General features: G+C 38.7%; 17 protein-coding genes. 16 read left to right on the top strand and 1 reads right to left on the bottom strand.

The window, feature by feature from the left end:
- Nucleotides 1-581: 581 nt before the first annotated feature.
- Nucleotides 582-827, bottom strand: coding sequence for a redox-active disulfide protein 2 (locus tag LC457_RS04725; protein WP_223598839.1), 246 nt, complete (start codon nucleotides 825-827; stop codon nucleotides 582-584).
- A gap of 732 nt (nucleotides 828-1,559) precedes the next feature.
- Between LC457_RS04725 and LC457_RS04720 the strand changes: the two genes are divergently transcribed.
- The 16 genes from LC457_RS04720 (at nucleotide 1,560) to LC457_RS04645 (ending at nucleotide 24,915) form a co-directional block, all read left to right on the top strand.
- The gene (locus LC457_RS04720) at nucleotides 1,560-2,285 is read left to right on the top strand and encodes an NUDIX domain-containing protein (RefSeq protein WP_062669895.1); all 726 of its coding nucleotides are present in this window, start codon (nucleotides 1,560-1,562) and stop codon (nucleotides 2,283-2,285) included.
- Between the two features lie 15 nt (nucleotides 2,286-2,300).
- Entirely contained in the window at nucleotides 2,301-3,785 is a 1,485-nt protein-coding gene (locus tag LC457_RS04715; protein WP_223598838.1) for a xylulokinase, read from the top strand.
- 106 nt (nucleotides 3,786-3,891) lie between these two features.
- The gene (xylA, locus tag LC457_RS04710; protein ID WP_223598837.1) at nucleotides 3,892-5,220 is read left to right on the top strand and encodes a xylose isomerase; all 1,329 of its coding nucleotides are present in this window, start codon (nucleotides 3,892-3,894) and stop codon (nucleotides 5,218-5,220) included.
- A gap of 93 nt (nucleotides 5,221-5,313) precedes the next feature.
- The gene (locus LC457_RS04705) at nucleotides 5,314-8,208 is read left to right on the top strand and encodes a SusC/RagA family TonB-linked outer membrane protein (RefSeq protein WP_223598836.1); all 2,895 of its coding nucleotides are present in this window, start codon (nucleotides 5,314-5,316) and stop codon (nucleotides 8,206-8,208) included.
- Between the two features lie 12 nt (nucleotides 8,209-8,220).
- Nucleotides 8,221-10,179 carry a RagB/SusD family nutrient uptake outer membrane protein gene (locus tag LC457_RS04700; RefSeq protein WP_223598835.1) on the top strand — a complete coding sequence of 653 codons (1,959 nt, stop codon included), beginning with the start codon at nucleotides 8,221-8,223 and terminating at the stop codon, nucleotides 10,177-10,179.
- A gap of 79 nt (nucleotides 10,180-10,258) precedes the next feature.
- Nucleotides 10,259-11,434, top strand: coding sequence for a mannonate dehydratase (gene uxuA, locus LC457_RS04695; protein ID WP_223598834.1), 1,176 nt, complete (start codon nucleotides 10,259-10,261; stop codon nucleotides 11,432-11,434).
- Nucleotides 11,435-11,466: 32 nt separating this feature from the next.
- Nucleotides 11,467-12,282 carry an SDR family oxidoreductase gene (locus tag LC457_RS04690; protein ID WP_223598833.1) on the top strand — a complete coding sequence of 272 codons (816 nt, stop codon included), beginning with the start codon at nucleotides 11,467-11,469 and terminating at the stop codon, nucleotides 12,280-12,282.
- Nucleotides 12,283-12,418: 136 nt separating this feature from the next.
- Nucleotides 12,419-13,837 carry a glucuronate isomerase gene (gene uxaC, locus LC457_RS04685; RefSeq protein ID WP_223598832.1) on the top strand — a complete coding sequence of 473 codons (1,419 nt, stop codon included), beginning with the start codon at nucleotides 12,419-12,421 and terminating at the stop codon, nucleotides 13,835-13,837.
- Between the two features lie 4 nt (nucleotides 13,838-13,841).
- Nucleotides 13,842-14,840 (top strand): sugar kinase, encoded by a 999-nt coding sequence (locus LC457_RS04680; RefSeq protein ID WP_223598831.1) that lies wholly within the window; start codon nucleotides 13,842-13,844, stop codon nucleotides 14,838-14,840.
- On the top strand, nucleotides 14,837-15,472 hold the full coding sequence (locus LC457_RS04675) for a bifunctional 4-hydroxy-2-oxoglutarate aldolase/2-dehydro-3-deoxy-phosphogluconate aldolase (protein WP_223598830.1): 636 nt from the start codon (nucleotides 14,837-14,839) through the stop codon (nucleotides 15,470-15,472). Before LC457_RS04680 ends, LC457_RS04675 begins: the two co-directional genes overlap by 4 nt.
- The gene (locus LC457_RS04670; RefSeq protein WP_223598829.1) at nucleotides 15,472-16,746 is read left to right on the top strand and encodes an MFS transporter; all 1,275 of its coding nucleotides are present in this window, start codon (nucleotides 15,472-15,474) and stop codon (nucleotides 16,744-16,746) included. Before LC457_RS04675 ends, LC457_RS04670 begins: the two co-directional genes overlap by 1 nt.
- Nucleotides 16,747-16,921: 175 nt before the next feature.
- Nucleotides 16,922-18,640 carry a glycoside hydrolase family 43 protein gene (locus LC457_RS04665; protein WP_223598828.1) on the top strand — a complete coding sequence of 573 codons (1,719 nt, stop codon included), beginning with the start codon at nucleotides 16,922-16,924 and terminating at the stop codon, nucleotides 18,638-18,640.
- Between the two features lie 85 nt (nucleotides 18,641-18,725).
- Nucleotides 18,726-20,375: a glycoside hydrolase 43 family protein gene (locus tag LC457_RS04660; protein ID WP_223598827.1), complete on the top strand. Its 1,650-nt coding sequence runs from the start codon at nucleotides 18,726-18,728 to the stop codon at nucleotides 20,373-20,375.
- Nucleotides 20,376-20,684: 309 nt separating this feature from the next.
- Nucleotides 20,685-21,557: an esterase family protein gene (locus LC457_RS04655; protein ID WP_223598826.1), complete on the top strand. Its 873-nt coding sequence runs from the start codon at nucleotides 20,685-20,687 to the stop codon at nucleotides 21,555-21,557.
- A 41-nt stretch (nucleotides 21,558-21,598) separates the two neighbouring features.
- Nucleotides 21,599-22,981, top strand: a complete 1,383-nt coding sequence (locus LC457_RS04650) for a glycoside hydrolase family 43 protein (protein WP_308116396.1) — start codon at nucleotides 21,599-21,601, stop codon at nucleotides 22,979-22,981.
- Nucleotides 22,978-24,915, top strand: coding sequence for a glycoside hydrolase family 97 protein (locus LC457_RS04645; protein WP_223598825.1), 1,938 nt, complete (start codon nucleotides 22,978-22,980; stop codon nucleotides 24,913-24,915). The genes LC457_RS04650 and LC457_RS04645 overlap by 4 nt, the downstream gene beginning before the upstream one ends.
- The last annotated feature ends 18 nt before the right edge of the window (nucleotides 24,916-24,933 follow it).

The raw sequence follows: 24,933 nt of genomic DNA, 5'->3' as shown, positions 1-24,933 counted from the left end.
AGAAAGACTTTATTTAACACCACATCATTATAACTTATATCATTTTGCACTTTTACCTCCCTATTGACACGGGAGGTTTTTTTATGACTCTAATCATAATTCAATTAATAGAGATTTATTAATTTTGAAATGTTAATAAAATTTTTTATTATAAGTTTGTATCCCCGGAGAAATCCAGGGATTTTTCTTTTAAAAGAGCGATATCATCTGAAGATTCTAAGTGTGAATTGTAGCCCCAACGGGATGATTTCTCGAATTTTTTGAAGAAGATTTACTGCGAATAGAAAGTATATATGAATATTTTGATTCGGGAGACAAGCCGTTTTGATTCCAAAATTTATATAAATATTGATTTCTATAAAATATGGCTATATGTAAACTTCCCCATTAATCTTATAAAACGACTATAGATGGGGTGCGTTTTTCACTTGTTATAAAATATTTTCCATGATAACCCAGCTAAGGTATTGTTATTGGGAAATGGAATTGCGGCTTATTTGGATCTTGATTCTGGTGGTATTTTAGATTTACTCCAATAATCAAGCTTAGAAGATAAACAGCAAAGAATCTCACTTTTATCTTTATAAATTTCTATTTGCCTTCTCTTTTTTTAACTGATTCCAATTATTAATATTGAGAATGAGGATTGGAACCAGAGCGATAGGAATTACACTCATTGCACTAAATCCACGTTTGAATGTTAAGACTATATTACTTAGGAATAATAAGAGGATCGCAATGCCCAGCATGATAGTAATAATCTTAATTTTCTTTTCATTGCTGATGAGTTCTTCATTTGTGTATTCGCTTATTGACTTGTTTTTCATAATGTTTTGTTGATGGTTTTGCAGGTTATAATTTTGTTGTAGAGATTTATAAATAAGGCTATCTCGCTCATAAAGATATAAATTATTAAAATATACGGGATAAAACTCATAAGCACATTTTTATACTCATTCATGGTATCTTTTTTTTGGAGTTTGTTTGCTGCAAATTTACTATGCCCTCTATAAAGGAGTCTGAAAATTGCACCTCTCAGCACTTATTGGAATAAATCTATTTTTTTTTATTTGTCTCATTTTTTTCATGGATTCTCGAAATTTTCAAATAAACCGATCGTATATATATTGAATTTTTTCATGTTCGCATTATGACATCATATTACTATTTAAGTTGACTGTTTCGTAATTATTTGTAGTTAGAGTGTGAAAAATGGTAAACGAAAATAATGATTTACTTCTTTTTTAATAATAAAAAGTGTGTTTTTTACATTTTTTTTCAGACAAAATGAAAAAAAAATTGATTCTTCTTATCATAATATTTATTCTGAAAATGGAATTTTTTTTTAATGCTGGATAACATTGCAATTAATTGTGAATTCATGTCTTATGAAATAAGTAAGTGTAATATTAATGATAACCTTATCATAATTTTTATACAATTGATATCATAAAAATTCGATATGTAATGTGTTGATAGGCAGTAGATAATGGATGATTTATTTTTTTTATTCAGATGAATTTTTATATTTGTAATGTTACCAAAATGTTAACGAACTAATGAATCAGAACTTTATCCATACCTATGTCTCTGTAGATTGTGTTGTCTTTGGATTTGACCATGAAAACCGGTTGAATATATTACTAGTACAACGCCATGTTGATGATGTACCGTTGGAAAAACAGATCAAACTTCCAGGAAGTTTAATTTTCAGTGATGAAGATGTAGACGATGCTGCGCAAAGAGTACTTCATGAACTTACAGGGATAAAAAAAATGGTTCTCAAGCAGTTTAAATGCTTTGCCGATCCTATGAGAGCAAGCAATGCGCATGATATCAAATGGATGGACCAGGAATATAAACATCATATAGACAGGATTATTACAGTTGCCTACCTTTCCCTTTGTAAAATAGATCACAAGATCAACAGTACAAAATATGAAACCGTAGACTGGTATCCTGTTGATGAAGTTCCTTTACTGCCTTTTGATCATAACAAGATTATCAATGAATCTTTAATGGAGATCAGAAAATGGATTGAATCTGATTTCTCCATTATTTTTGAGCTGCTGCCAAAAAGATTCACCATAAGACAGCTCTATCAGCTCTATAGCGCTTTAAATGAAAAGAATATTGATATTAAGAATTTTCATAAAAAAATATCTTCATTCCCCTATATTGTTCCCTTGGATGAAATTCAAAAAGATGTATCACACCGTGCAGCGAGATATTACAGGTTTGATGCTAAGATTTACAAGAAAAACAATACAAAACTTATAAAATAATTCCTTTAAAAAATTATGTACTTACTAGGCTATGACATTGGCAGTTCTTCTGTGAAAGTGTGTCTCATAGAGGCATCCAGTGGAAAAGTGATTGCTTCTGAATTTTCTCCAAAAAAAGAAATGAAAATCACTGCTATAAATCCGGGATGGGCAGAACAAAATCCTGTTGATTGGTGGACCAATCTGAAGTTGGCACATGAAGCTGTTATGCATGAATCTGGTGTACATGCTGAAGATATTAAAGGAATTGGAATTACCTGGCAGATGCATGGTTTGATTCTGGTAGACAAAGATCAGAATCTTTTAAGACCGTCAATTATCTGGTGTGACAGTCGTGCTGTACCTTATGGTGAAAAAGCATTCAAAACCATAGGAGAAGAGAAATGTCTTTCACATCTTTTAAACTCACCGGGAAACTTTACCGCATCAAAGCTTGCCTGGGTAAAAGAAAACGAGCCTGAAATTTTTGAAAAGATAGATAAAATAATGCTCCCCGGAGACTATATTGCCATGAGACTTTCAGGACAGATAGGGATGACTATTGAGGGATTATCAGAAGGAATTTTCTGGGATTTTAAAAATAACTGCATTTCAGAAGATATCCTTAGCCACTATGGAATTCCCAAAAGTTTTTTCCCGGAAATTGTACCTACATTTGGTATTCAGGCTACAGTTTCTAGGGCAGCAGCTGAAGAATTAGGTTTGAAAGAAGGTACACCTATTTCATACAGAGCAGGAGATCAGCCCAACAATGCGTTGTCTCTGAATGTCTTTAATCCTGGAGAAATTGCCTCTACAGCAGGAACTTCCGGAGTGGTATATGGTGTTTTGGACCAGCTGGAATATGATAAGTTATCAAGAGTAAATACTTTTGCCCATGTCAATTATACACCGGAACAGATCAGACTGGGTGTTTTACTGTGTATCAATGGAACAGGTATTTTAAATTCCTGGCTGAAGCATAATTTCGCAACCTCTCTTTCTTCTTACGGTGATATGAATGATATGGCTTCACTTTCACCTATTGGTTCAAAAGGATTAAGTATAATTCCTTTCGGAAACGGTGCTGAAAGAGTGCTTGAAAATAAAGATACAAGCTGTTCTATCCATGGAATTAATTTTAATATACATTCTAAAGGAGATATTCTGCGTGCAGCACAGGAAGGTATTGTATTCTCCTACGAATACGGAATGGATATCATGAGAAATATCGGAATGAATATCCAGGTTATCAGAGCAGGAAATGCTAATATGTTTTTAAGTTCAATTTTTCGTCAGTCGCTATCCAGTGTCAGCAATGCGGTTATTGAACTTTATGATACCGATGGAGCAGTAGGAGCTGCAAGAGCTGCCGGGATGGGAATAGGATTTTATTCAGATTCCAGAGAAGCATTTTCTTCACTTGAAAAAATAGCGGTAATAGAGCCGGAACATGAAAAACAAGAACAATATTTAGAAGCCTATGCCAGATGGAAACATCATCTTAAAGAAATAATCTAGAACAATTACAACAGTTTTTTTATCCGCTTACTGACTTTTAAGAATCAGTGAGAAGGGTATCTCTACGCAAAAATTAAAAAAACAAATTAAAAATAATCAAATAAATATGAACACTTTAACAGGTACAAAAGAGTTTTTTACAGGTATTGAAAAAATTAAGTTTGAAGGGAAAGAAAGCAGGAACCCGTTGGCATTCCGTTATTATGATGCTGAAAAGACCGTGATGGGAAAACCTATGAAAGACTGGACAAGATTTGCGATGGCATGGTGGCACACCTTATGTGCAAACGGAAGCGATCCATTCGGAGGACCTACCATCCATCACCCATGGGATATCGGAAATGATGCAGTAACAAGAGCAATGCATAAAATGGATGCAGGTTTTGAATTCATGTCCAAAATGGGCTTCAGTTATTACTGTTTCCATGATATCGATTTGGTAGATCCTGCCGGTAACTGGAAAGACTATGAGAAGAATATGCAGACTATTGTAGAGTATGCAAAACAAAAACAGCAGGAAACAGGAATTAAGCTTTTATGGGGAACAGCGAATGTTTTCACCCATGAAAGATACATGAACGGTGCCTCTACCAATCCAAATTTTGATGTTGTGGCATGTGCAGGAACTCAGGTGAAAAATTCAATAGATGCTACAATAGCACTAGGAGGTGAAAATTATGTTTTCTGGGGTGGAAGAGAAGGATATATGAGCCTTTTAAACACTGATATGAAGCGTGAAAAAGATCATCTGGCCCGTTTCCTTTCTATGTCAAGAGACTATGCACGCCAGCAAGGATTTAAAGGTACTTTCCTGATCGAGCCAAAACCAATGGAGCCTACCAAGCATCAGTATGATTATGATTCTGAAACGGTAATCGGATTCCTTAGACACTACGGATTAGACAAAGATTTCAAACTGAATATTGAAGTAAATCACGCTACGTTGGCAGGGCACACGTTTGAACATGAGCTTCAGGTTGCAGTTGATGCTGGACTTTTAGGAAGTATTGATGCCAATAGAGGTGATTATCAGAATGGCTGGGATACGGATCAGTTCCCGATCGATTATTACGACATGGTTCAGGCATGGCTTGTACTTCTTCCGGCGGGAGGCTTGGGAACCGGAGGTGTAAACTTCGATGCCAAAATCAGAAGGAATTCTATTGATGCTGAAGATTTATTCATTTCTCACATTTCTGGAATGGATGTTTTTGCCAAAGGACTTCTTGCTGCTGCAGATATTCTTGAAAATTCAGATTACAAAAAGCTGAGAACAAACCGCTACGCTTCTTTTGATAACGGAAACGGAAAAGCATTTGAGGAAGGTACTCTTACATTGGAAGATCTTCAGAGAATTGCACACGAAATCGGCGAACCACAGCCAAAAAGCGGAAAACAGGAATTGTTTGAAGCTATCGTGAATATGCATATATAATAAAAAAATAAAAGGCTCATAAACACTAAGGATTTTATAAACTATAATTATTAAACAGCCTTTTATTCAACAACTAATACTAAAATAATAATTATGAACCGATTTTATTTCAATAAAAGCAATAGAGCAGCATTGTTTTTTGCAATGACTTTATTGCCTTCAGGCATAGCATATTCACAGGTTAAGAAAGATACAGTAGCTAAAGAAAATAAAATAGATGAAGTTGTTGTGATAGGATATGGAACCCAGAGAAAAGAAGCTGTGACAGGTTCTGTAGCCACTGTAAAAGGAGATGCACTGCGTGAAGTACCCTCTGCCAACATTACCCAGGCATTACAGGGAAGAACGGCAGGGGTAGATATCTCGCAAACCTCTACTAAACCGGGTGCTGCTATGCAGATCCGTATCAGGGGAACACGATCTCTGACAGGGGATAATAACCCATTAATCGTATTGGATGGTATTCCTTTTGTGGGATCACTGGGAGATATAAGCTCAAGTGATATCAAAAGTATTGACATCCTGAAAGATGCTTCTGCCACAGCAATCTATGGATCCAGAGGGGCAAATGGTGTGATTCTCGTTACAACCAACAGAGGGGCAAAAGGGCAGAGACCTAAATTCAGTTACAACACCTTTACGGGAGTTCAGACCTTGTTTTCAAAATATCCGATGATGGATGGTCCTAAATTTGCGCAGTTGCGTGCTTATGCCATTCCAGCAGGAAATACAACACCTTTGTATTCCAACGGGGCAGATGAAAATAGCAGTGTTAATACAGACTGGCAAAGTTTGTATTATAAACCTGCCATGATGACCAGTCATGATATTGGCGTATCAGGAGGAACAGAAGGTGGAAATTATAATGTAGGCTTGTCATACTTCAAGCAAAATGCATTAATCCCTATTCAAAGTTATGAAAGATTTGCTCTTCGTATGGCGATTGATCAGCAGGTGGGATCTATCTTTAAGTTCGGTTTCACTACCAATACAAACTATTCCGTTTCTGAAGGAAATGGGGTAAACCCGGGAGCTGTTTTAGGGTATTCTCCTATTGCCAATCCTTACAATCCAGACGGAACTCCGAAAAGAGTAATGAGTACAGCTGGCGGTATCGATCAGACATGGATTTATACAAGGGGAAGCCTTGGGAATCTGGGAGATAAATATATCGACGAGACCAAGGCCTTTGCATCCTATAACAATCTTTATGGGGAAGCCAGCCTTCCAATCAAAGGATTGAAATACAGATTAAATGTAGGGTTGGATTACCGTACTTCAAATAGTGGGAATTACTCCGGTGTAGGAGTCTTTAATACAAATCCTTTAGGCCCGTCAGCTGCAGGAAGAGGGAATAACCAGACCTATCATTGGGTATTGGAAAACCTTTTAACATATGACCGTACATTTGGTAAGCATAAAGTAAATGCTGTAGCATTATATTCGGCAGAACAGAATAAGTATACAAGCTCATACATGAGTGCAAAGAATGTCCCTGCAGACTTTTTCCAGTATTACAACCTGGGACAGTCGCCTCAGGCTGATATCACCGTAAGACCTGAAGACCAAATTTATTGGAAAACCGGCCTTCTTTCAGCCATGGGAAGAATTATGTATACATATGATAATAAGTATATGCTAACGGCAACACTTCGTGCCGATGGATCTTCCAGACTTGCTCCGGGTAATAAATGGCATACCTATCCCGCATTATCATTAGGATGGAATGTTACCAACGAATCTTTCATGCAGAATATCAAGGTGATTAATCTCCTTAAGTTCAGAGCCGGATGGGGACAGACTTCAAATCAGGCAGTAGATCCATATTCTACGATGGGAAGATTTAACGTCGCTCCTTATAACTACGGAAGTGCAGGAAGTACAGGTATCTATGGAAATCAGCCACCTAATCCAAGTCTTGGTTGGGAGTATTCAAAAACACAAAACTATGGAGTAGATTTCGGAATACTGAACAACCGCCTTACCGGAAGCGTGGAATATTACAAGACCCATACCTATGACCTGTTGACCCAGAAAAGTCTTCCGGCGACAAGCGGATGGTCATCCATTGTTTCCAATGTAGCGGAAACAGAAAATAAAGGGCTGGAAGTTTCTTTAAACGGAGTCATTTTTGATAACCCGGATGGGTTTACATGGGAAGCGGGAGTTAATTTCTATACCAATAAAAACAAAATTTTATCGCTTGCATCCGGAACAGAACGTGACGTAAATAACTTATGGTTTGTAGGTCACAATATTAATTCATTGTATGATTATCAATACATCGGTCTTTGGCAGGCTGGAGATCCTTATCAGAACATTCTTGAGCCGGGAACAGCTGCAGATGTTGTAGGATCTATCAAAGTTCTTTATACCGGAGGTTACAATGCTGACGGAACACCGGTAAGAGCAATTGGCCCGGACGACAGACAGATCTTTGATACCGCTCCGAAATTTCAGGGAGGATTCAATATGCGCTTTGCCTACAAGAATTTTGAACTGAGTACGGTAGGAGCTTTCCAGCAAGGAGGAATCCTGGTAAGTACTATTTATGGATCTGCAAGTTATCTTAACAGATTAACGGGAAGAGGGAATAACGTAGACGTAGATTACTGGACAGAAGATAATACCGGTGCTTATTTTCCGCGTCCGGGACGTCATTTGAGTGGTGATAATCCGAAGTATTCTTCTACTTTAGCGATGTTTGATGCTTCTTATCTTAAGCTTCGTACCATTACATTAGGTTATAATGTCAATAAGGACTTTTTAAAGGATTTAAAAATTACAAGCTTAAGAATTTACTTTACGGTAACCAACCCTGTTGTACTATTCTCACCTTATCATAAGTTCTCAGGAATGGATCCGGAGCCAAACTCTTTCGGAAATGAAAACCAGGCAGTAAGCGGATATCAAAACCGTCAGCTTGTCATAGGAACCAACAACCCTTCTACAAGAAATTACTTAATGGGACTTAACTTAACCTTTTAAAACTGTACTGTCATGATAAATTTTAACAAAAAACTGCTATTAGGAGCAATCTTTTTATCCTTAACATTTACAGGTTGTAATGAAATTCTTGATGAACAGCCAAGAGCAATATATACAGCTGATTATTTTAATACACCGGATGGAGTTAATCAGGGGTTTACAGCCTTATACAGACAGATGAGGTTACTGTATGGTAATGGCTACTTTATGAGCAATTGCCAGAACGGAACTGACGAGTCTACCTGGGCACAAAGTGCAGATGGTAACTTTAAAGAACTTGATATGTCCGGAAACGGTATTATCAATTCCAATACTTTTCCTACAAGTATGGTTTGGAATTCAGTGTTCCCATATATCAATACGGCCAATGGTATTATTGAAAAAGGACCAGGATTCGGAATTGCCGAATCTATGGTTTCTGAAGCCCGTTTCTTCCGGGGGGTTTATTATTTCATGCTGGTGCAGACCTATGGAGGTGTTCCTCTGGATTTAGGTACAGGAGAATTAAAATATAACACTCTTCCGTCTACAACTTCTGCAAGAAATACCGTGCCGGAAGTATATACAAAAACTGTTTTTGCTGATCTTAAAAAAGCAATAGAAAATCTACCTGCCTCACCAAGAGTAACCGGAGGCGTGACCAAAAATGTAGCAAGACTAATGCTTGCCAAAGCTTATCTTACTTATGGATGGTGGTTGCAGAATCCAAACGGAATTCCAACTTATCCTGAAGTGACGAGAACAGATCCTGACGGACATAATGCCCAATGGTATTTCCAGCAGGCTTATGATATTGCGATGGAAGGAATCAATAATCCGGGACCCTATGCGCTTCAGCCTACTTTTTACGATGTCAATGTAGGTTCAAATGACAGAAATACTGAATCTATGCTCTATGCAGACCATACGCAGTCAAGTACATACTATAATGAAAGTGATCCTGTAGGATTTGGATCAGGCTGGGCACCGGATAATTTTGCAGCATGGATGCAGACCTGGAACTACACTGCTATCAAAAGCAGCAAAACAACAGCGTGGGCTGGGGCAGACGTCGTAAGTGGAGTACAGAGAGAAGCGGCACAGCCACTGGGACGTCCGTGGGTTCGTATGTGTCCTACCTTGGGAGTTATTAAAAATACTTTTGCAGATAAAACCAACGATTCCCGTTATGATGGGACTTTTGTAACCACTTACAGAGGAAACTGGAACAAAAACGGAACTGGGCTTACAACGGTTCCTGTACTTTATAACGCAAATAATCTGCCTGTACAGCCTGGAGGCGCTATTTTAAGCTTTCTGAATGATGACAGCCAGACTCCTTCTTACCCTTCAGGGGCAGGACAAAGTGGTGTGGGAGCAGGAACTCTGTCGGGAAGAGCAGACTGGGTAATTGCACCGAACGGTATCAGCAGAATTGTATACCCTGGCTTATGGAAAATCGGAACTTACCGTACTGATGATCCAAACGGTTTAGGATATCCAAATGCAGGATTAACCCGTCCTTTCAGCGTTGCCAAATTCTCAGAATTCTATTTTATCGCAGCAGAAGCAGCCGTAAAAGGAGCTTCAGGAGCTATGACAGCCAGAGACCTTATCAACGTCATTCGTGCCCGTGCCGGAAAATGGAAGTTCAGTAATGCCCAGAATACCGCTTATGTAGCAGATAACAGTGTAGCCATGACTACTGCCACACCATCTGTAATTACCATTGATTATATCCTTGCAGAAAGATCCCGCGAATATTATGGGGAATTCTACAGATGGTATGATCTTGTACGTACACAGAAGTGGGGAGATTATGCGGCTACCTATCAGATTGGGGGAGCTTCTTATGGAGACCACAATCCGCAAACGGTTACAAGAACGATAAAGCCTTTTCATTATCTGAGACCTATTCCTCAGAACCAGATTGATGCTATGGAAGTATCTGCAGATATTAAGGCAAAATACCAGAATCCCGGATACAATTAATTTCATTCAACATTCATATCAGTAACAGAGTAGGTGTGAAAGCACCTGCTTTGTTTAACTGAATTAAACTAAAAAAAATATGGAAAAAACCTGGCGCTGGTTTGGCAAAAAAGACAAAATAAAACTCAATATGCTCCGTCAGATTGGAGTAGAAGGAATTGTTTCTGCTCTGCATGATATCCCAAACGGAGAAATCTGGAATTCAGAGGCCATTATTGATTATAAAAACTATATAGAAAGCCACGCACTTCGCTGGTCTGTTGTGGAAAGCCTTCCCGTAAGTGAAGCGATCAAATACGGAGGTGAAGACCGTGACTCTTTAATAGAAAATTATATCATAAGCCTTGAAAATCTGGGTAAAGCAGGTATTACAACAGTTTGCTACAACTTTATGCCTGTTCTCGACTGGGCAAGAACCGACCTCTTTCACGAATGGGAAGACGGTTCATCCTCACTTTATTTTGACAAAGCCAAGTTTGCGTACTTCGAAATTCATATCCTTAAAAGAGAAGGGGCAGAAAATGATTATAGTTCGGAAACCCTTCAAAAAGTAGAAGAATTAAAAAATATATTAACAGAAAAAGATAATCATGACCTCATCGATTCGGTCATAGTAAAAACACAGGGATTCGTGAATGGAAATATCAGAGAAGGCGAATTGAATCCTGTAGAAAAGTTTAAAAGTTTACTGGCATTATATGATGGTATAGATAAACATCAGCTTCGTCAGAATATGAAATATTTCCTTGAAAAAATAATGCCTGTCTGTGAAAAATGGAATATCCAGATGTGTGTACATCCTGATGATCCTCCGTTTTCATTATTGGGCTTACCAAGAATAGTAACCAATGAAGAGGATATTAACTGGCTTCTGAAAGCTGTTGATAACCCTCACAACGGGTTAACGTTCTGTACAGGATCTCTAAGTGCCAATCTTCAGAATGATGTTCCAAAACTGGCTGAGAAATTTGCCTACAGAACCAAATTCGTTCACCTGAGAAGTACAAATGTCTTTGAAAATGGTGATTTCATCGAGGCTCATCATCTGGGAGGAAGAGGAAAGCTCATAGAAGTAATCCGTGTATTTGAAAAGGAAAACCCTGATCTGCCTATGAGAATAGACCATGGAAGGCTTCTGACAGAAGATATTGACAAAGGGTATAATCCAGGTTATTCATTTTTAGGAAGAATGCTGGCATTGGGACAGATCGAAGGAGTAATAGCTGCCGTTCAGTCAGAATTACAGAAAAATTAATCTGCGTTTGTAATAAAATAATAAAAAGTAAAATGAAAGAACTGTTTAGTATTAAAAACAAAGTCGCAGTCATCACAGGGGCTTCGGGCGTTTTAGGAGGCAGCCTTGCCAAAAGTTTTATAGAAGCCGGCGCCAAAGTTGTGGCTCTGGGAAGAAACCAGGAAACACTGGATGCCCGTGTAAAAGAGCTTACAGATTTGGGAGGTGATGCACTCGCTGTAGAAGCCAATGTGATGGATATTGAAAGTCTTGAAGCTGCTTCTGTGAAAATAAAAGAAAAGTATGGCAGCATTGATATTCTGCTCAATATAGCCGGTGGAAATATTCCGGCAGCCACTTTATCTCCCGAACAGTCATTTTTTGATATGGATATGAAGGGATGGACTGAGGTTACCGATCTCAATATCAACGGAACAGTTTATCCCAGCTATGTTTTCGGAAAAGCAATGGCTGAGCAGGGGAGCGGAAACATTATTAATATTTCTTCCATGGCTGCCTATTCAGCGATTACGAGAGTAGCCGGATATTCTGCAGCCAAATCGGCAATTACCAATTTTACCCAATGGCTGGCCTCTGATCTCGCATTGAAGTTCGGTGATAAATTACGCGTAAATGCCGTGGCACCAGGATTTTTCATTGGTGATCAGAACCGGGCAATTCTTTTGAATCCGGATGGAAGCTTAACGGAAAGAAGTAAAAAAGTAATGGCCAAAACACCAATGCAGAGATTTGGAGAAGTAGAAGAGCTGAACGGTGTTGTACAGTTTCTATGTTCGGATGCAGCAAGCTTCATTACAGGAGCCCTGATTCCCGTTGACGGAGGTTTCAGTGCATTTAGCGGAGTATAAAAAACTAATTTCTTCATATATAATAATTTGGACAGGACCTTAATGGTTTCATACAAGGTCCTGTTTTTAAAATGCTGGCTTTCATGAAGTCAGAACTAAAAAGAGAATTAAAAATCCAGGATTGTAAAAATAAATAATGAGTAATTCCATTAAAAATAAAGAAGTCTTCGGAGAACTGTTTCTGCTTGAATCAGCAAAGGCAGAGAATCTCTATTTCGGATATGCCAAAGATATGCCCGTGATCGATTATCACAATCATCTTGAACCGGATGTTATTGCTGCTAATCAGAATTTCCGTTCTCCCACGGCTATCTGGCTGGATGGTGACCATTACAAATGGAGGGCTATGAGAAATTTTGGCATTGATGAATCGTTTATTTCCGGAAATGCTTCAGATCAGGAAAAATTTATGAACTGGGCAGAAGTGGTGCCGTATACCCTTCGTAACCCACTATTTCACTGGACGCATCTGGAGCTCAAAAATCCTTTTGGAATCAGTGAATATTTATCACCCAATAATGCAGATACTTTATATCATCAGATGAATGAAAGTCTGCAGACATCCGGCTTTTTACCACAATCCATCATTCAGAATTTTAAGGTAGAAGCGTTGTGCACTACAGATGATCCTGCTGATGATCTGATTCATCACAAGGCTTTAAAAAACAGTGGATTTAACACAGCTGTTCTTCCGGCTTTCCGCCCTGATACCTATATTAATATTATTAATTCTGAACAATATCTTTCAGGAATTAAAAAGCTTGAAAAAGTCTGCGGATTTTCAATCACATCAGCTTCCGACTTGTTGAATGCACTTCAGTCCAGAATCAACTATTTTGTGGAAGCAGGAGCAAAAGTGGCTGATCATGGCTTTGAATATTTTCCGGATACCACAAAATGGAATCATAGCCTTGAAAAAGAGTTTTCCGAATTTCTGAAGGGCAATCTCTCAACATTTTCCGATCCGGATGCATTATGCGGCTATTTGCTGAAAGAGCTTTGCAAAATGTATGCAGAAAAAGAATGGGTACAGCAGTTTCATGTGGGGGCAACCCGAAACAACAATTCAGAAATGTTCAGAAAAATAGGTGCCAATGCAGGATATGATGCCATTGGAGAACCCTATTATGCACAGAGACTGAGCGTTTTGCTGGATGCACTGAATACAGAAGGAAAACTGGCCAAAACAATTATATACAATCTTAATCCGGCATTTAACGAAGTTCTTGCATCCCTTGCCGGAAACTTCAATGAAGGAGGAATCAGATCCAAAGTACAGTTCGGAGCAGCCTGGTGGTTTTTGGATCAGCTCGATGGAATGACGAAACAGATGAATACACTTTCAAATATCGGTCTGATCAGCACTTTTGTCGGGATGCTTACTGATTCACGAAGCCTGCTGTCATTCTCAAGACACGATTATTTCAGAAGGCTTGTATGCAATCTGTTCGGAAGCGAAATGGAAAGAGGTCTGCTGCCTGATGATGAAAAATGGGTAGGAAAGATCATTCAGGATATCTGTTATCACAATACAAAAAATTATTTTGAAATCTAATACCATGCAGGATTCGTCTAAGATACTATGTTTCGGGGAATTGCTTCTCCACTTTGCCCCGGATTCCGAAGGAAACTGGCTCCATGAGCAATCTCTGAAGATTTACCTGGGAGGTGCAGAATACAATGTTGCAGCAGCGCTTTCCCAATGGAAGAATTCTGTGAAACTATTATCAGCTTTACCGGAGAATTTTGTAGGAAACCAGCTGGAAATTCAACTTAAGCATAAAGGAATAGAAGTCCTTGCAGAAAAAACTCAAGGGAGAATAGGAACATTTTATCTTTCCTCCGATGGTGATATGCAGAATGCTTCAGTGGTGTACGACCGATTTCCGTCTGTTTTTACTCAGTCGGATTTTGAAACTTTCAGTGATGATGAAATATTTTCAGGAGTAAAATGGCTGCATATCAGTACCATCACACCGGCTTTGAGTGATAACGCATTTCGCAAATGTTTACAGATCATGAAAGAAGCCAGAACAAGAAATATTACGGTTTCTCTTGACCTGAATTACAGGGCGTTACTTTGGCAACACCAGACTCCTCACAAAATTAAAGAGCTGATGCCTTTTGTCAACGTTCTCATGGGAAATATCTGGTCTGTTGGGCAGTTCCTGAATATTCCTGTTGAATATAAGCTTAACGGAAGCTTTGACGATGAAAATCTTTTGAAACAAGCAAAGAAAACAGCTTTAGAAATCAAGAAACAATTCCCAAATGTAGAAAAGATTGCCAATACGTTCCGCTTTACAAATGGAGAAAAGGTCAATTATTTTGCCACCTTATTGGCTGATGAGCAGCTTTTAGTTTCAGAAAAATATAATTCAGACAAAATTGAAGAAAGAGTAGGAAGCGGTGATTCTTTTATGGCGGCTTTAATCCATGGAATTGTAAAAGGTAATTCTGAACAACAGATCCTGGAAGATGCTGCAAAAGTTGCTTTTAAAAAGCTATTTGTAAAGGGAGACACCATTGATGAAAGCATTAATATCGAAAAACTATGAGTGAAATACTACAAAAAATAAAAGACCAGAAAATCGTTCCGCTGTTTTACAACAAATCGTTTGAAGTCTCAAAAAATATCGTAAAAGCTTTATACGAAGCAGGAATCCGTGTGATAGAATATACCAACCGAGGTCAGCAGGCATTGGAAAACTTCACTAAGCTGAAAGAAATTTCCCATATCGAATTTCCTGGTCTTCTGTTAGGAATCGGGACGGTAAAAAATATACAGGAAATGGATGATTATGCGGGTGTAAAAGCAGATTTTATCATTACACCTGTCATCAGTGAAGCATTGGTAAAACATGCACTTGAAAGAAATATCCTTTTGATTCCGGGTTGTTTTACTCCTTCCGATATCAATATTGCCTATCAGAACGGTTTAAAACTCGTTAAAATATTTCCGGCTGATGCTTTAGGGAAGAAATACATCAAATCGGTACAACCTGTTTTCCCCGGAATGAATTTCATGCCCACCGGAGGGATCAATGCAGAATTTGAAGATATCAGAGAATGGCTTAATGGTGGCGCTGTAGCGGCAGGATTGGGAAGCTCAATCATCGGAAAAGATGTTAATGGAGAAGAGCTGACTCTGAAGACAAAGAATTTATTACAACAACTTAATCATAACTAATGCAGGCTCCTCAAAACCGCAATATAAGATGGTGGATGCTGTCTCTCGTCTTTCTCGCCACTACGATCAATTATCTTGACCGTCAGGTAATGGGCTTGCTTAAACCTGTACTGGAAAAAGAATTCAGCTGGGACGAAAAAGATTACAGCTATATCGTCATGGCATTTACCACTACGTATGCTATTGGTTACATGGCCATGGGAAGATTTATAGACCGGGTAGGAACCAAAATCGGGTATGCGGTTTCCCTTATTGTATGGAGTCTCGCTTCTATAGGACATGGTTTTGTGAAAAGTACCATCGGGTTTATCATTGCGAGAAGCACTTTGGGAATTAGTGAAGCAGGAAACTTTCCTGCTGCTATCAAATCTGTGGCTGAATGGTTTCCTAAAAAAGAAAGGGCGCTGGCAACAGGGATTTTTAACTCTGGAGCAACGGTGGGAGCTATTTTAGCACCGCTATTGGTTCCGTTCATTCTTGGACATTACGGCTGGAGACAGACTTTTGTATGGATTGGTGCCTTAGGCATGGTTTGGATTATCCTTTGGTGGAAATTCTATGCCATACCCGAAAAAACAAAAAATCTCAGCAAAGAAGAACTGCAATACATAAAAAGTGATCAGGATGAAAAAACAGAGGAAAAAAACAAAATTCCTTTATCAGAATTACTCAAATATAAAGTAACATGGTCATTTGCCATTGGTAAAATGTTAACCGATCCTATCTGGTATTTCTTCATGTTCTGGCTGCCGGCCTATTTCTCGGATGTATTCAAAATGGATTTAACAAAACCATCCCTTCCATTGATTATTATTTACAGCGGAACTACGATCGGAAGTATCGGCGGAGGCTATCTTTCATCCCTTCTGATTAAAAAAGGCTGGGCCATCGGAAGAGCCAGAAGCTTTACCATGCTATTGTTTGCTTTGATGGTAGTTCCGGTCATGTTCTCAAAATATGTAGACAATATGTGGGTAATTACCCTTATTATTGCCCTTGCAACAGCTGCACACCAGGGTTGGGGAGCCAATCTTATGACCACGGTCGGAGATCAGTTGCCTAACAATTATGTCAGTTCTGTCATTGGTTTTGGCGGAATGCTCGGCTCAGCGGCAGGAATTATTTTTCCGCTCTTTATCGGAATTGTTCTCGATACTTTTAAAAAATCAGGAAATATCAACGGAGGCTACAACATTATATTTTTCATTGCTGGAATATCCTATGTTACAGCCTGGGGATTGATTAAAATAATCAACCGGAAGAAAACCATTTAAAATATGTAACGATCGGTAAACGATTATAATGATAAAATATGAATTATCCTAGCTGAGTGTAATGCCTTTGCGAACCTCAAAAAGATAGTAGTTAAAAAACTTGCGGACTCAGCGTTAAAAAGAACAACACCTTTTCAAAAATATACATTTTAAAAACTATAAAAAAAGAATAATAATGAGACAGAATATAATGAATTTAGCTTTCTTCAGGAATAAAACGAATGTGCTGGCAGCAGCTGCTTTGCTCTCGGTGACTTCTATTTCTGCCCAGACATTCTCAGACTTTACTTACCGTGGAAACGATAAAATATATAATGACAATCCTCTTAAACCGGATGAGTTTTATTCTCCGATTTTACAGGGCTGTTATCCTGATCCCAGTATTACCAGAAAAGGTGAAGATTATTATCTTGTGAATTCTTCATTTTCAATGTTTCCGGGAGTCCCGATTTTTACTTCTAAAGATCTGGTGAACTGGAAACAGGTGGGACACGTTCTGGACAGACCTTCCCAGCTTAAGGTTGAAAAATCAGGCGTTTCCCATGGAATTTATGCTCCGGACATCAAATACAATAAGCACAACGATACTTTTTATATGATTACTACCCAGTTTGCGGGTGGTATTGGAAATATGGTCGTAAAAACAAAAGATCCGTCAAAAGGATGGAGCGAAGTTCAAAAACTGAATTTTGAAGGTATTGATCCTGCTATTTTCTTTGATGATGACGGAAAAGCATATATCGTTCACAACGATGCTCCGCCACAAGGTACTGAACAGTACAATGGTCACCGTGTTATTAAGATGTGGGACTATGACCTCGAAAAAGACCAGGTAGTTGCGGGCTCGGATAAGATTATTGTAAACGGTGGCGTGGATCTTTCCCAAAAGCCCATTTGGATCGAAGGTCCCCATATTTACAAAAAGAACGGTAAATATTACCTGATGTGTGCCGAAGGAGGAACCGGAGGAAATCACAGTGAAGTTATCTTTATGTCCGATTCCCCGAAAGGACCTTACGTTCCGGCTGGCAATAACCCGATTCTGACACAGCGCTATTTCCCGAAAGACAGAAAGGAAAAAGTAGACTGGGCAGGCCACGCAGATCTTATAGAAACACCGGATGGCCAATATTATGGAGTATTTCTGGCGATACGCCCGAATGAGAAGAACAGAGTCAACAAAGGCCGTGAAACATTTATCCTTCCGGTTGACTGGAGCGGAAAATACCCGGTTTTCCAAAATGGACTGGTTCCGATGAAACCAAAACTGAAATTACCTGCTGGAGTTCAGAATCAAAACGGCCAAAACGGATTTTTTCCCAACGGAAACTTCACCTATTCTGATAAGCTGACCGATAAAAACCTTGACTACAGATGGATTGCCATGCGTGGACCTCGTGAAAGCTTTATTACAGTTACAAAAAATGGTGTGAAAGTAAACCCTTTTGAAACCAATATCAAGGCATTGGCTCCGGTTTCGGCACTGTTCCACAAATTGCAGCATGAATCATTTGAAACTTCTGTAACACTGGATTTTAAGCCAAAATCAGAAAAAGAACTGGCAGGAATTACCTGTTATCAAAGTGAAACATTCAATTATGTTTTCGGAATAACGAAAAAAGATAAAGATTTCTACATCGTATTGGAAAGAACAGAAAAAGGACAATCAAAGCTGATCGCCAGCGAGAAGATTTCATTATCCAAAACTGTTAAACTGCAGGTGGTTGCTGATAAAGATGAACATAGCTTTAATTATTCACTGGATGGTAAAAACTATAAAAATCTTGGAGGACCTGTTTCAGGAGATATTCTTTCTACGGATGTTGCAGGAGGTTTTACAGGAAGCCTTATCGGGCTGTACAGTACTTCTTCCAATGATATTATACCGAATTAAGTTAGTATTAGCAATGTCACACTGAGCTTGTCGAAGCGTTTCCTTTTAAAATTGAAAAAAGTAAAACCAAACATCAAAGTACATTTTGAAAATCAAAAAATCTTATATAGTTTCTTTATTGGGGTTTATCGGGCTGAATCTTCTTTCAGCCCAGGTAAATCCTTCCGGAAAACAGGGTACGGCATTTACAAACCCCATCATTTGGGCAGATGCGCCGGATTTATCCATTACCAGAAACGGAAATGATTTTTACCTGATCAGTACAACCATGCATCTGATGCCGGGAGCTCCGGTGATGCATTCCAGGGATTTGGTACATTGGGAAATGTCCGGATATGTTTTCAATACTTTGAATGACAACCCGAAATATGATTTATTGAACGGAACCGTTTATGGCAGAGGTCAATGGGCTTCTTCAATACGCTATCATAAAGGGAAGTATTACGTTTTGTTCTCTCCGAATGATGAACCTTTCAAATCTTATTTCTATGTGACTGATAATCCCGAAAAAGGAAAATGGAAACTCATCACAAGAACACGGCATTTTCACGATGCTTCACTGTTTTTCGATGATGATAATAAAGTATATGTCTTCACTTCCAACAAAGTTTTTGAACTGAGTTCTGATTTTAATGAGGTAATCGGAAATCCGGATGGAACCGAGGTGTTTCAGAAAGATGCTTCGGAAACCGGACTTCTGGAAGGGAACCAGATCATTAAAAGAAACGGAAAATATTATATGATGATGATCTCGTGGCCCAGAAATGGAAAACGCCGCCAGGTAGTTTACAGAGCTGATAAAGTGACAGGTCCGTATGAGAAAAAAGTAATACTGGAAGATAATTTTTTAGGATTTTCCTATGCAGGTCAGGGTGCTTTGATAGATGATGAAAATGGGAACTGGTATTCCCTCATTTTTCAGGATAGAAACGGAGTGGGGCGTGTCCCGTTGTTGCTACCAGTTCAATGGGAAAACGACTGGCCGATACTGGGAGATAAAGGAAAAGTTCCTTTGAAGGGAAAAGTTCCACTTCCGTCATTCAAAGCGAAAAATCATCTGGTGGAAAGTGATGAGTTTTCTGATAAAAAGATGAAAATCCAATGGCAATGGAATCATAATCCGGTGAATGAAGCATGGTCTTTATCCGAAAGAAAAGGATTTCTGAGACTAAAGACCAGCAGAGTAGCAGACAATCTGTACGCAGCGCCCAATACGTTGACCCAGAGAATGGAAGGACCAACTTCTTCAGCAGTTGTTGCAATGGACCTCAAAGGAATGAAAGATGGAGATGTTGCAGGCTTCAGTGCTTTCAACGGGGATTCAGGGATTTTGTCAATAGTAAAGGAAGGACAGGAAAAATTCATTGTTTTTGCAACAAATGAAGTAAGCCTGGATAGTAAAACCAAAGCGATTACAGGAGTTAAAAAAGAAGAAAAAAAACGGATTTCTCTCGATTCAGATAAGGTTTTCCTGCGTATTGATGCCAATTTTAACCTTGGGAAAGATCTTGCGGACTTTTATTACAGCACAGATCAGAAAAACTGGACAGAATTGGCAAAAGACTACAAAATGATCTTTGATTACCGGAGATTTTTTATGGGATCAAAATTCGCAGTTTTTAATTATGCTACAAAAAATACCGGAGGATTTGTAGATGTAGATTTTTTCAGAGTCAATAAAGCCGAGAATGAAAATAACAAAATTAGCAGGGAAAAGTTTGCTGTAAACAGATAAATAAAATAAGTATTCAGATGTTTAAACTTTATTAACCACAAAAGTCACAAAGGGTTTCATTCTAAAATACTTGAGCTCACTTAAGTAAGTTTAAAATGATTGTGTAGAAAAGTTCACATAAGATGAAAATCAAAGATTTTCCCAAAACTTAGGTGTACTTATTACGCATAAGGTTTAGCTCTGAAAAAGCTTAAGTGTTTAAAACTTTTGTGCCTTTTGTGGTTAAAAATAATCAATATAAAACTTTAAATAGCTTGCTATTATTTTTTTATCTAAAATAATAAGTGTTAAAACTACAAATAAAAAATCATGAATAAATCAATTGTAATAGCATTAGGTTTTATGCTGTCAGGAGTTTTTATTTCTGCACAGGCTTTTGAGAAAAAAGCACCACAGGATTTTGATGTCGAGAAAAAAGAAATTCCACACGGAAAAATTGATACCATACAGTATTCGTCATCAACGGTTGGAACTACACGGAAAGCTTTGGTATATACACCTCCCGGATTTAAAAAAAGTAATAAATATCCTGTTTTATATCTGCTTCACGGTATTGGCGGAGATGAAAAAGAGTGGCTCAAAAATGGGACTCCCCAAATTATTTTAGATAATTTATATGCCAAAGGAAAGCTTATTCCCATGATCGTTGTACTTCCCAACGGGCGGGCGATGAAAGACGACAGGGCTACCGGAGACATCATGGCAAAGGACAAGGTGGAAGCTTTTGCAATCTTTGAAAAAGATCTGCTGAATGATCTGATTCCCTTTGTAGAAAAAAAATATCCAGCTAAAAAAGACAGAAATGACAGAGCTATTGCCGGACTTTCTATGGGAGGTGGACAAACCCTGAATTTCGGACTTGGAAATATCGACAAGTTCGCATGGGTAGGCGCTTTCTCTGCTGCTCCGAATACCAAAGAACCTCAGAAACTTCTTCCGGATCCATCCAAAGCTAAAGAATTAAAGCTTCTCTGGATTTCGTGCGGAGATCAGGACAGACTGATACCTTTCAGCAAAAGAACAAGCGACTATCTTACAGAAAATAAAGTTCCCCATATTTTTTATGTAGAACCGGGTGGCCACGATTTTAAAGTCTGGAAAAATGATCTGTACCTGTTTTCACAATTGCTTTTCAAGCCGATAAAGCAAGAAGACATTAATCTTATTCTGAAGTCAGAATAAAATATCAGGCTTAAAAGTTTTAAATCCAAATTTCCAATTCTATGAGTATCTGTAAAATATATGTCAGTTTAATTCTAATGGCAGGCTTTTCCCAAGTGGGATTTGCACAGAATCCTATTGTGCAGACCAATTACACTGCAGATCCTGCACCGATGGTCTACAATGATAGGCTGTATGTGTACACCACACACGATGAAGATGATTCTACCTGGTTTACCATGAACGATTGGAAAGTATATTCTACCAATGATATGGTCAACTGGACAGATCACGGAACAATTCTCTCGTATAAAGATTTTGACTGGGCAAAGCGCGATGCCTGGGCCGCACAATGTGTAGAAAGAAACGGAAAATTTTTTATGTATGTTCCGATGTGGTCAAAAACCAATAATAAAGGAGCTATCGGTGTTGCTGTAGGTGACAGTCCGTTGGGACCTTTCCGTGATCCGCTGGGAAAGCCTATGGTTCAGAGCGAATGGGGTGATATTGATCCAACGGTTTTTGTGGATGATGATGGACAGGCTCATATGTATTGGGGAAATCCTAAGCTTAAATACGTAAAGCTTAATGAAGATATGATTTCCTATTCCGGAAATATTGTAGAAGTTCCAATGACAGAAGAATCATTTGGTAAAAGAGATGGGAAAGCCAACCTGGAAAGACCAACAAAATATGAGGAAGGGCCGTGGCTGTACAAAAGGAAAAATTTGTATTATCTTTTCTGGCCGGGTGGTCCGCTTCCGGAATTCATAGGATATTCTACAGGTAAAAATGCACAGGGACCCTGGAAGTATGGTGGAATTATCATGCCAGCGGAAGGAAAGTCATTCACCAATCATCCCGGCGTTATTGATTTCCGGGGAAAAACTTATTTCTTTTATCACAATGGTGCATTGCCGAACGGAAGCGGGTTTACAAGATCAGTAAGTCTGGAAGAGCTTACCTTCAATAAAGACGGCTCCATTTCACCATTTAAAATGACCAGCGGAATTACAAAAGCTATCGCAACAGTTAATCCTTATTCGTTCAATCAGGCGGAAATGATTGCCTGGTCGGAAAATGTAAAATCCTATCAGAATAAAGAGGCTGGTGTCTTCATCAAAGCCAAGAAAAATGGGGCTTATACCAGTGTAAAAAATGTGGATTTCCGAAAAAAAGGAGCCGCAGCTTTCTCCGCAAGGGTAGGAACTACTCACAACAGTGACGTAACGATGGCCATTCATTTAGATGCTGTGAACGGTCCGGTAGCCACCACAGTAAAGATTCCGATGACTGGTGGTGATGACCGCTGGGAAACGGTAAAAGTGCAGATTTCTGAAAAGATTACCGGTATCCATGATCTGTATTTTGTATTCAGCGGAAAAGCTTCAACAGATATTATGTATTTCGATTACTGGACTTTTCTTGAAAATAATGAATTATGAGAAAAAAAGCATTATATATTGTATTCAGCCTGTTTCTAATAAGTAAAAGTTTTGCGCAGGTAGCAGAAGTTTCAAGTCCTGACGGCCAAATAAAGCTTCATGTCTTTTCAGAAGGAGGGCAGGCTTTGTATGATGTGACTTTTCAAGGGAAAATAATGCTTGAAAAATCTCCGTTAGGCCTGATAACGAATGAATCAGATTTTTCCAAGAATTTGAAATTTACTGACAGCCAAAAAGACGTGATTTCTAAGAAATATACAAACCGGAAAATCAAAATATCCGAGATTCATTATAATACAAATACTTTAACCGTTAATTTCACCAATGCGGACCAGCACCAGATAAGCATCGAATTCCAGGTGAGTAATAATAATATTGCTTTCCGATATAATATTCTACCCATGAAAGAACGCCTGAGTGTTGTTGTTCAGTCAGAAACTACTGGTTACAGGTTCCCGTCACAGACGACTACTTTTCTTTCCCCTATGATGAAGCCAATGACAGGTTTCGCCCGTACAGCACCAAGCTATGAAAGTGGTTATAAAGCCGATGCCGAGCTGGGAATATCATCTGATTACGGATATGTTTTCCCTGGTCTGTTCCATATCGGAAATGAGGGTTGGGTATTGCTTTCCGAGACAGGAGTGAACAGTATGTATTGTGCTTCTCATCTTGAAACCACAGCAGAAAAAAGTCTTTATAAAGTAGCTTATCCGAATATTGCTGAAAATAACGGTTTCGGAAGTACCGGAGCAGCCGTTTCACTTCCCGGAAAAACATCGTGGAGAACAATTACTGTGGGAGGTTCTCTGAAACCCATCGTGGAAACCACCATTCCTTTTGATGTGGTAGATCCGATGTATGAGCCTTCACAGGAGTATCAGTTCGGAAAATCCACCTGGAGCTGGATTCTGTGGCAGGACAAAAGTATGAACTATGATGATCAGGTAAAATTCATAGACCTTGCTGCCGCGCTGAAATATCAGTTTATTCTTATGGATGCGCTTTGGGATAAAAATATTGGAAAAGAACGAATGAAAACTCTCATTCAGTATGCAAAATCGAAAAATGTAGGCGTATTACTTTGGTACAATTCCAATGGAGCAGCCAATGACGCACCGATGGGACCGAGAAACAAAATGAGCTCATCTGTTGAACGTAAAAAAGAAATGAAATGGCTGAAAGATGTCGGGGTAAAAGGACTCAAAGTGGATTTTTTCGGAGGAGACAAACAGGAAACCATGCGTCTTTATGAAGATATTTTATCCGATGCCAACGATTATGGATTAACCATTATTTTTCATGGAGCCACTGTACCGAGAGGCTGGGAAGTAATGTACCCGAACTATGCAGGGAGTGAAGCTGTTCTGGCTTCAGAAATGCTTTATTTTTCAGAAGATGTACGTAAGCAGGAAGCTTTTTTTGCTACACTTCATCCTTTCATCAGAAATACAGTGGGAAGTATGGAATTTGGAGGAAGTTTCCTTAATAGATATTTAACAGAATCAAACAGGGATAAAAATAAAAGGCATACCACGGACGGCTTTCAGCTGGCTACAGCAGTGCTGTTTCAGAATCCCGTTCAGATGTTTGCCGTAATGCCGAATAACCTGACCGATGCTCCGGAATTTCAGCTCCGCTTTATGAAAGAAGTTCCTACACTTTGGGATGAAACAATCTTCTTAGACGGTTATCCCGGGAAATATGTAGTGATTGCAAGAAGACATGCAGATCAATGGTATATAGCTGGCGTGAATGCAGAAAAACAATCCCGGAAACTGAAAATAAAACTTCCGATGTTCGCTGGAAAAACCGTAAAATTTATCAATGATGATGCAAAAGGAAACACCTCAGAGAAAGAAGTAAAAGTAAATGGAAGGGGGGATTTCAGTATTGAGGTGCAGCAACAGGGTGGTTTTGTACTGAGAAATTAAAGAAATAAACCTGTAAGG

This window comes from Chryseobacterium sp. GVT01B (genome assembly GCF_019970045.1).
In the GTDB taxonomy this organism is placed as follows: Bacteria; Bacteroidota; Bacteroidia; order Flavobacteriales; family Weeksellaceae; genus Chryseobacterium.
Note: the sequence above shows the minus strand (reverse complement) of the source record. Positions and strands in the feature narration are given on the sequence as shown.

Coding starts and splice junctions, on each gene's coding strand:
- LC457_RS04725 (WP_223598839.1), bottom strand. CDS start 827: ATGAAAAACAAGTCAATAAGCGAATACACAAATGAAGAACTCATCAGC.
- LC457_RS04720 (WP_062669895.1), top strand. CDS start 1,560: ATGAATCAGAACTTTATCCATACCTATGTCTCTGTAGATTGTGTTGTC.
- LC457_RS04715 (WP_223598838.1), top strand. CDS start 2,301: ATGTACTTACTAGGCTATGACATTGGCAGTTCTTCTGTGAAAGTGTGT.
- xylA (WP_223598837.1), top strand. CDS start 3,892: ATGAACACTTTAACAGGTACAAAAGAGTTTTTTACAGGTATTGAAAAA.
- LC457_RS04705 (WP_223598836.1), top strand. CDS start 5,314: ATGAACCGATTTTATTTCAATAAAAGCAATAGAGCAGCATTGTTTTTT.
- LC457_RS04700 (WP_223598835.1), top strand. CDS start 8,221: ATGATAAATTTTAACAAAAAACTGCTATTAGGAGCAATCTTTTTATCC.
- uxuA (WP_223598834.1), top strand. CDS start 10,259: ATGGAAAAAACCTGGCGCTGGTTTGGCAAAAAAGACAAAATAAAACTC.
- LC457_RS04690 (WP_223598833.1), top strand. CDS start 11,467: ATGAAAGAACTGTTTAGTATTAAAAACAAAGTCGCAGTCATCACAGGG.
- uxaC (WP_223598832.1), top strand. CDS start 12,419: ATGAGTAATTCCATTAAAAATAAAGAAGTCTTCGGAGAACTGTTTCTG.
- LC457_RS04680 (WP_223598831.1), top strand. CDS start 13,842: ATGCAGGATTCGTCTAAGATACTATGTTTCGGGGAATTGCTTCTCCAC.
- LC457_RS04675 (WP_223598830.1), top strand. CDS start 14,837: ATGAGTGAAATACTACAAAAAATAAAAGACCAGAAAATCGTTCCGCTG.
- LC457_RS04670 (WP_223598829.1), top strand. CDS start 15,472: ATGCAGGCTCCTCAAAACCGCAATATAAGATGGTGGATGCTGTCTCTC.
- LC457_RS04665 (WP_223598828.1), top strand. CDS start 16,922: ATGAGACAGAATATAATGAATTTAGCTTTCTTCAGGAATAAAACGAAT.
- LC457_RS04655 (WP_223598826.1), top strand. CDS start 20,685: ATGAATAAATCAATTGTAATAGCATTAGGTTTTATGCTGTCAGGAGTT.
- LC457_RS04650 (WP_308116396.1), top strand. CDS start 21,599: ATGAGTATCTGTAAAATATATGTCAGTTTAATTCTAATGGCAGGCTTT.
- LC457_RS04645 (WP_223598825.1), top strand. CDS start 22,978: ATGAGAAAAAAAGCATTATATATTGTATTCAGCCTGTTTCTAATAAGT.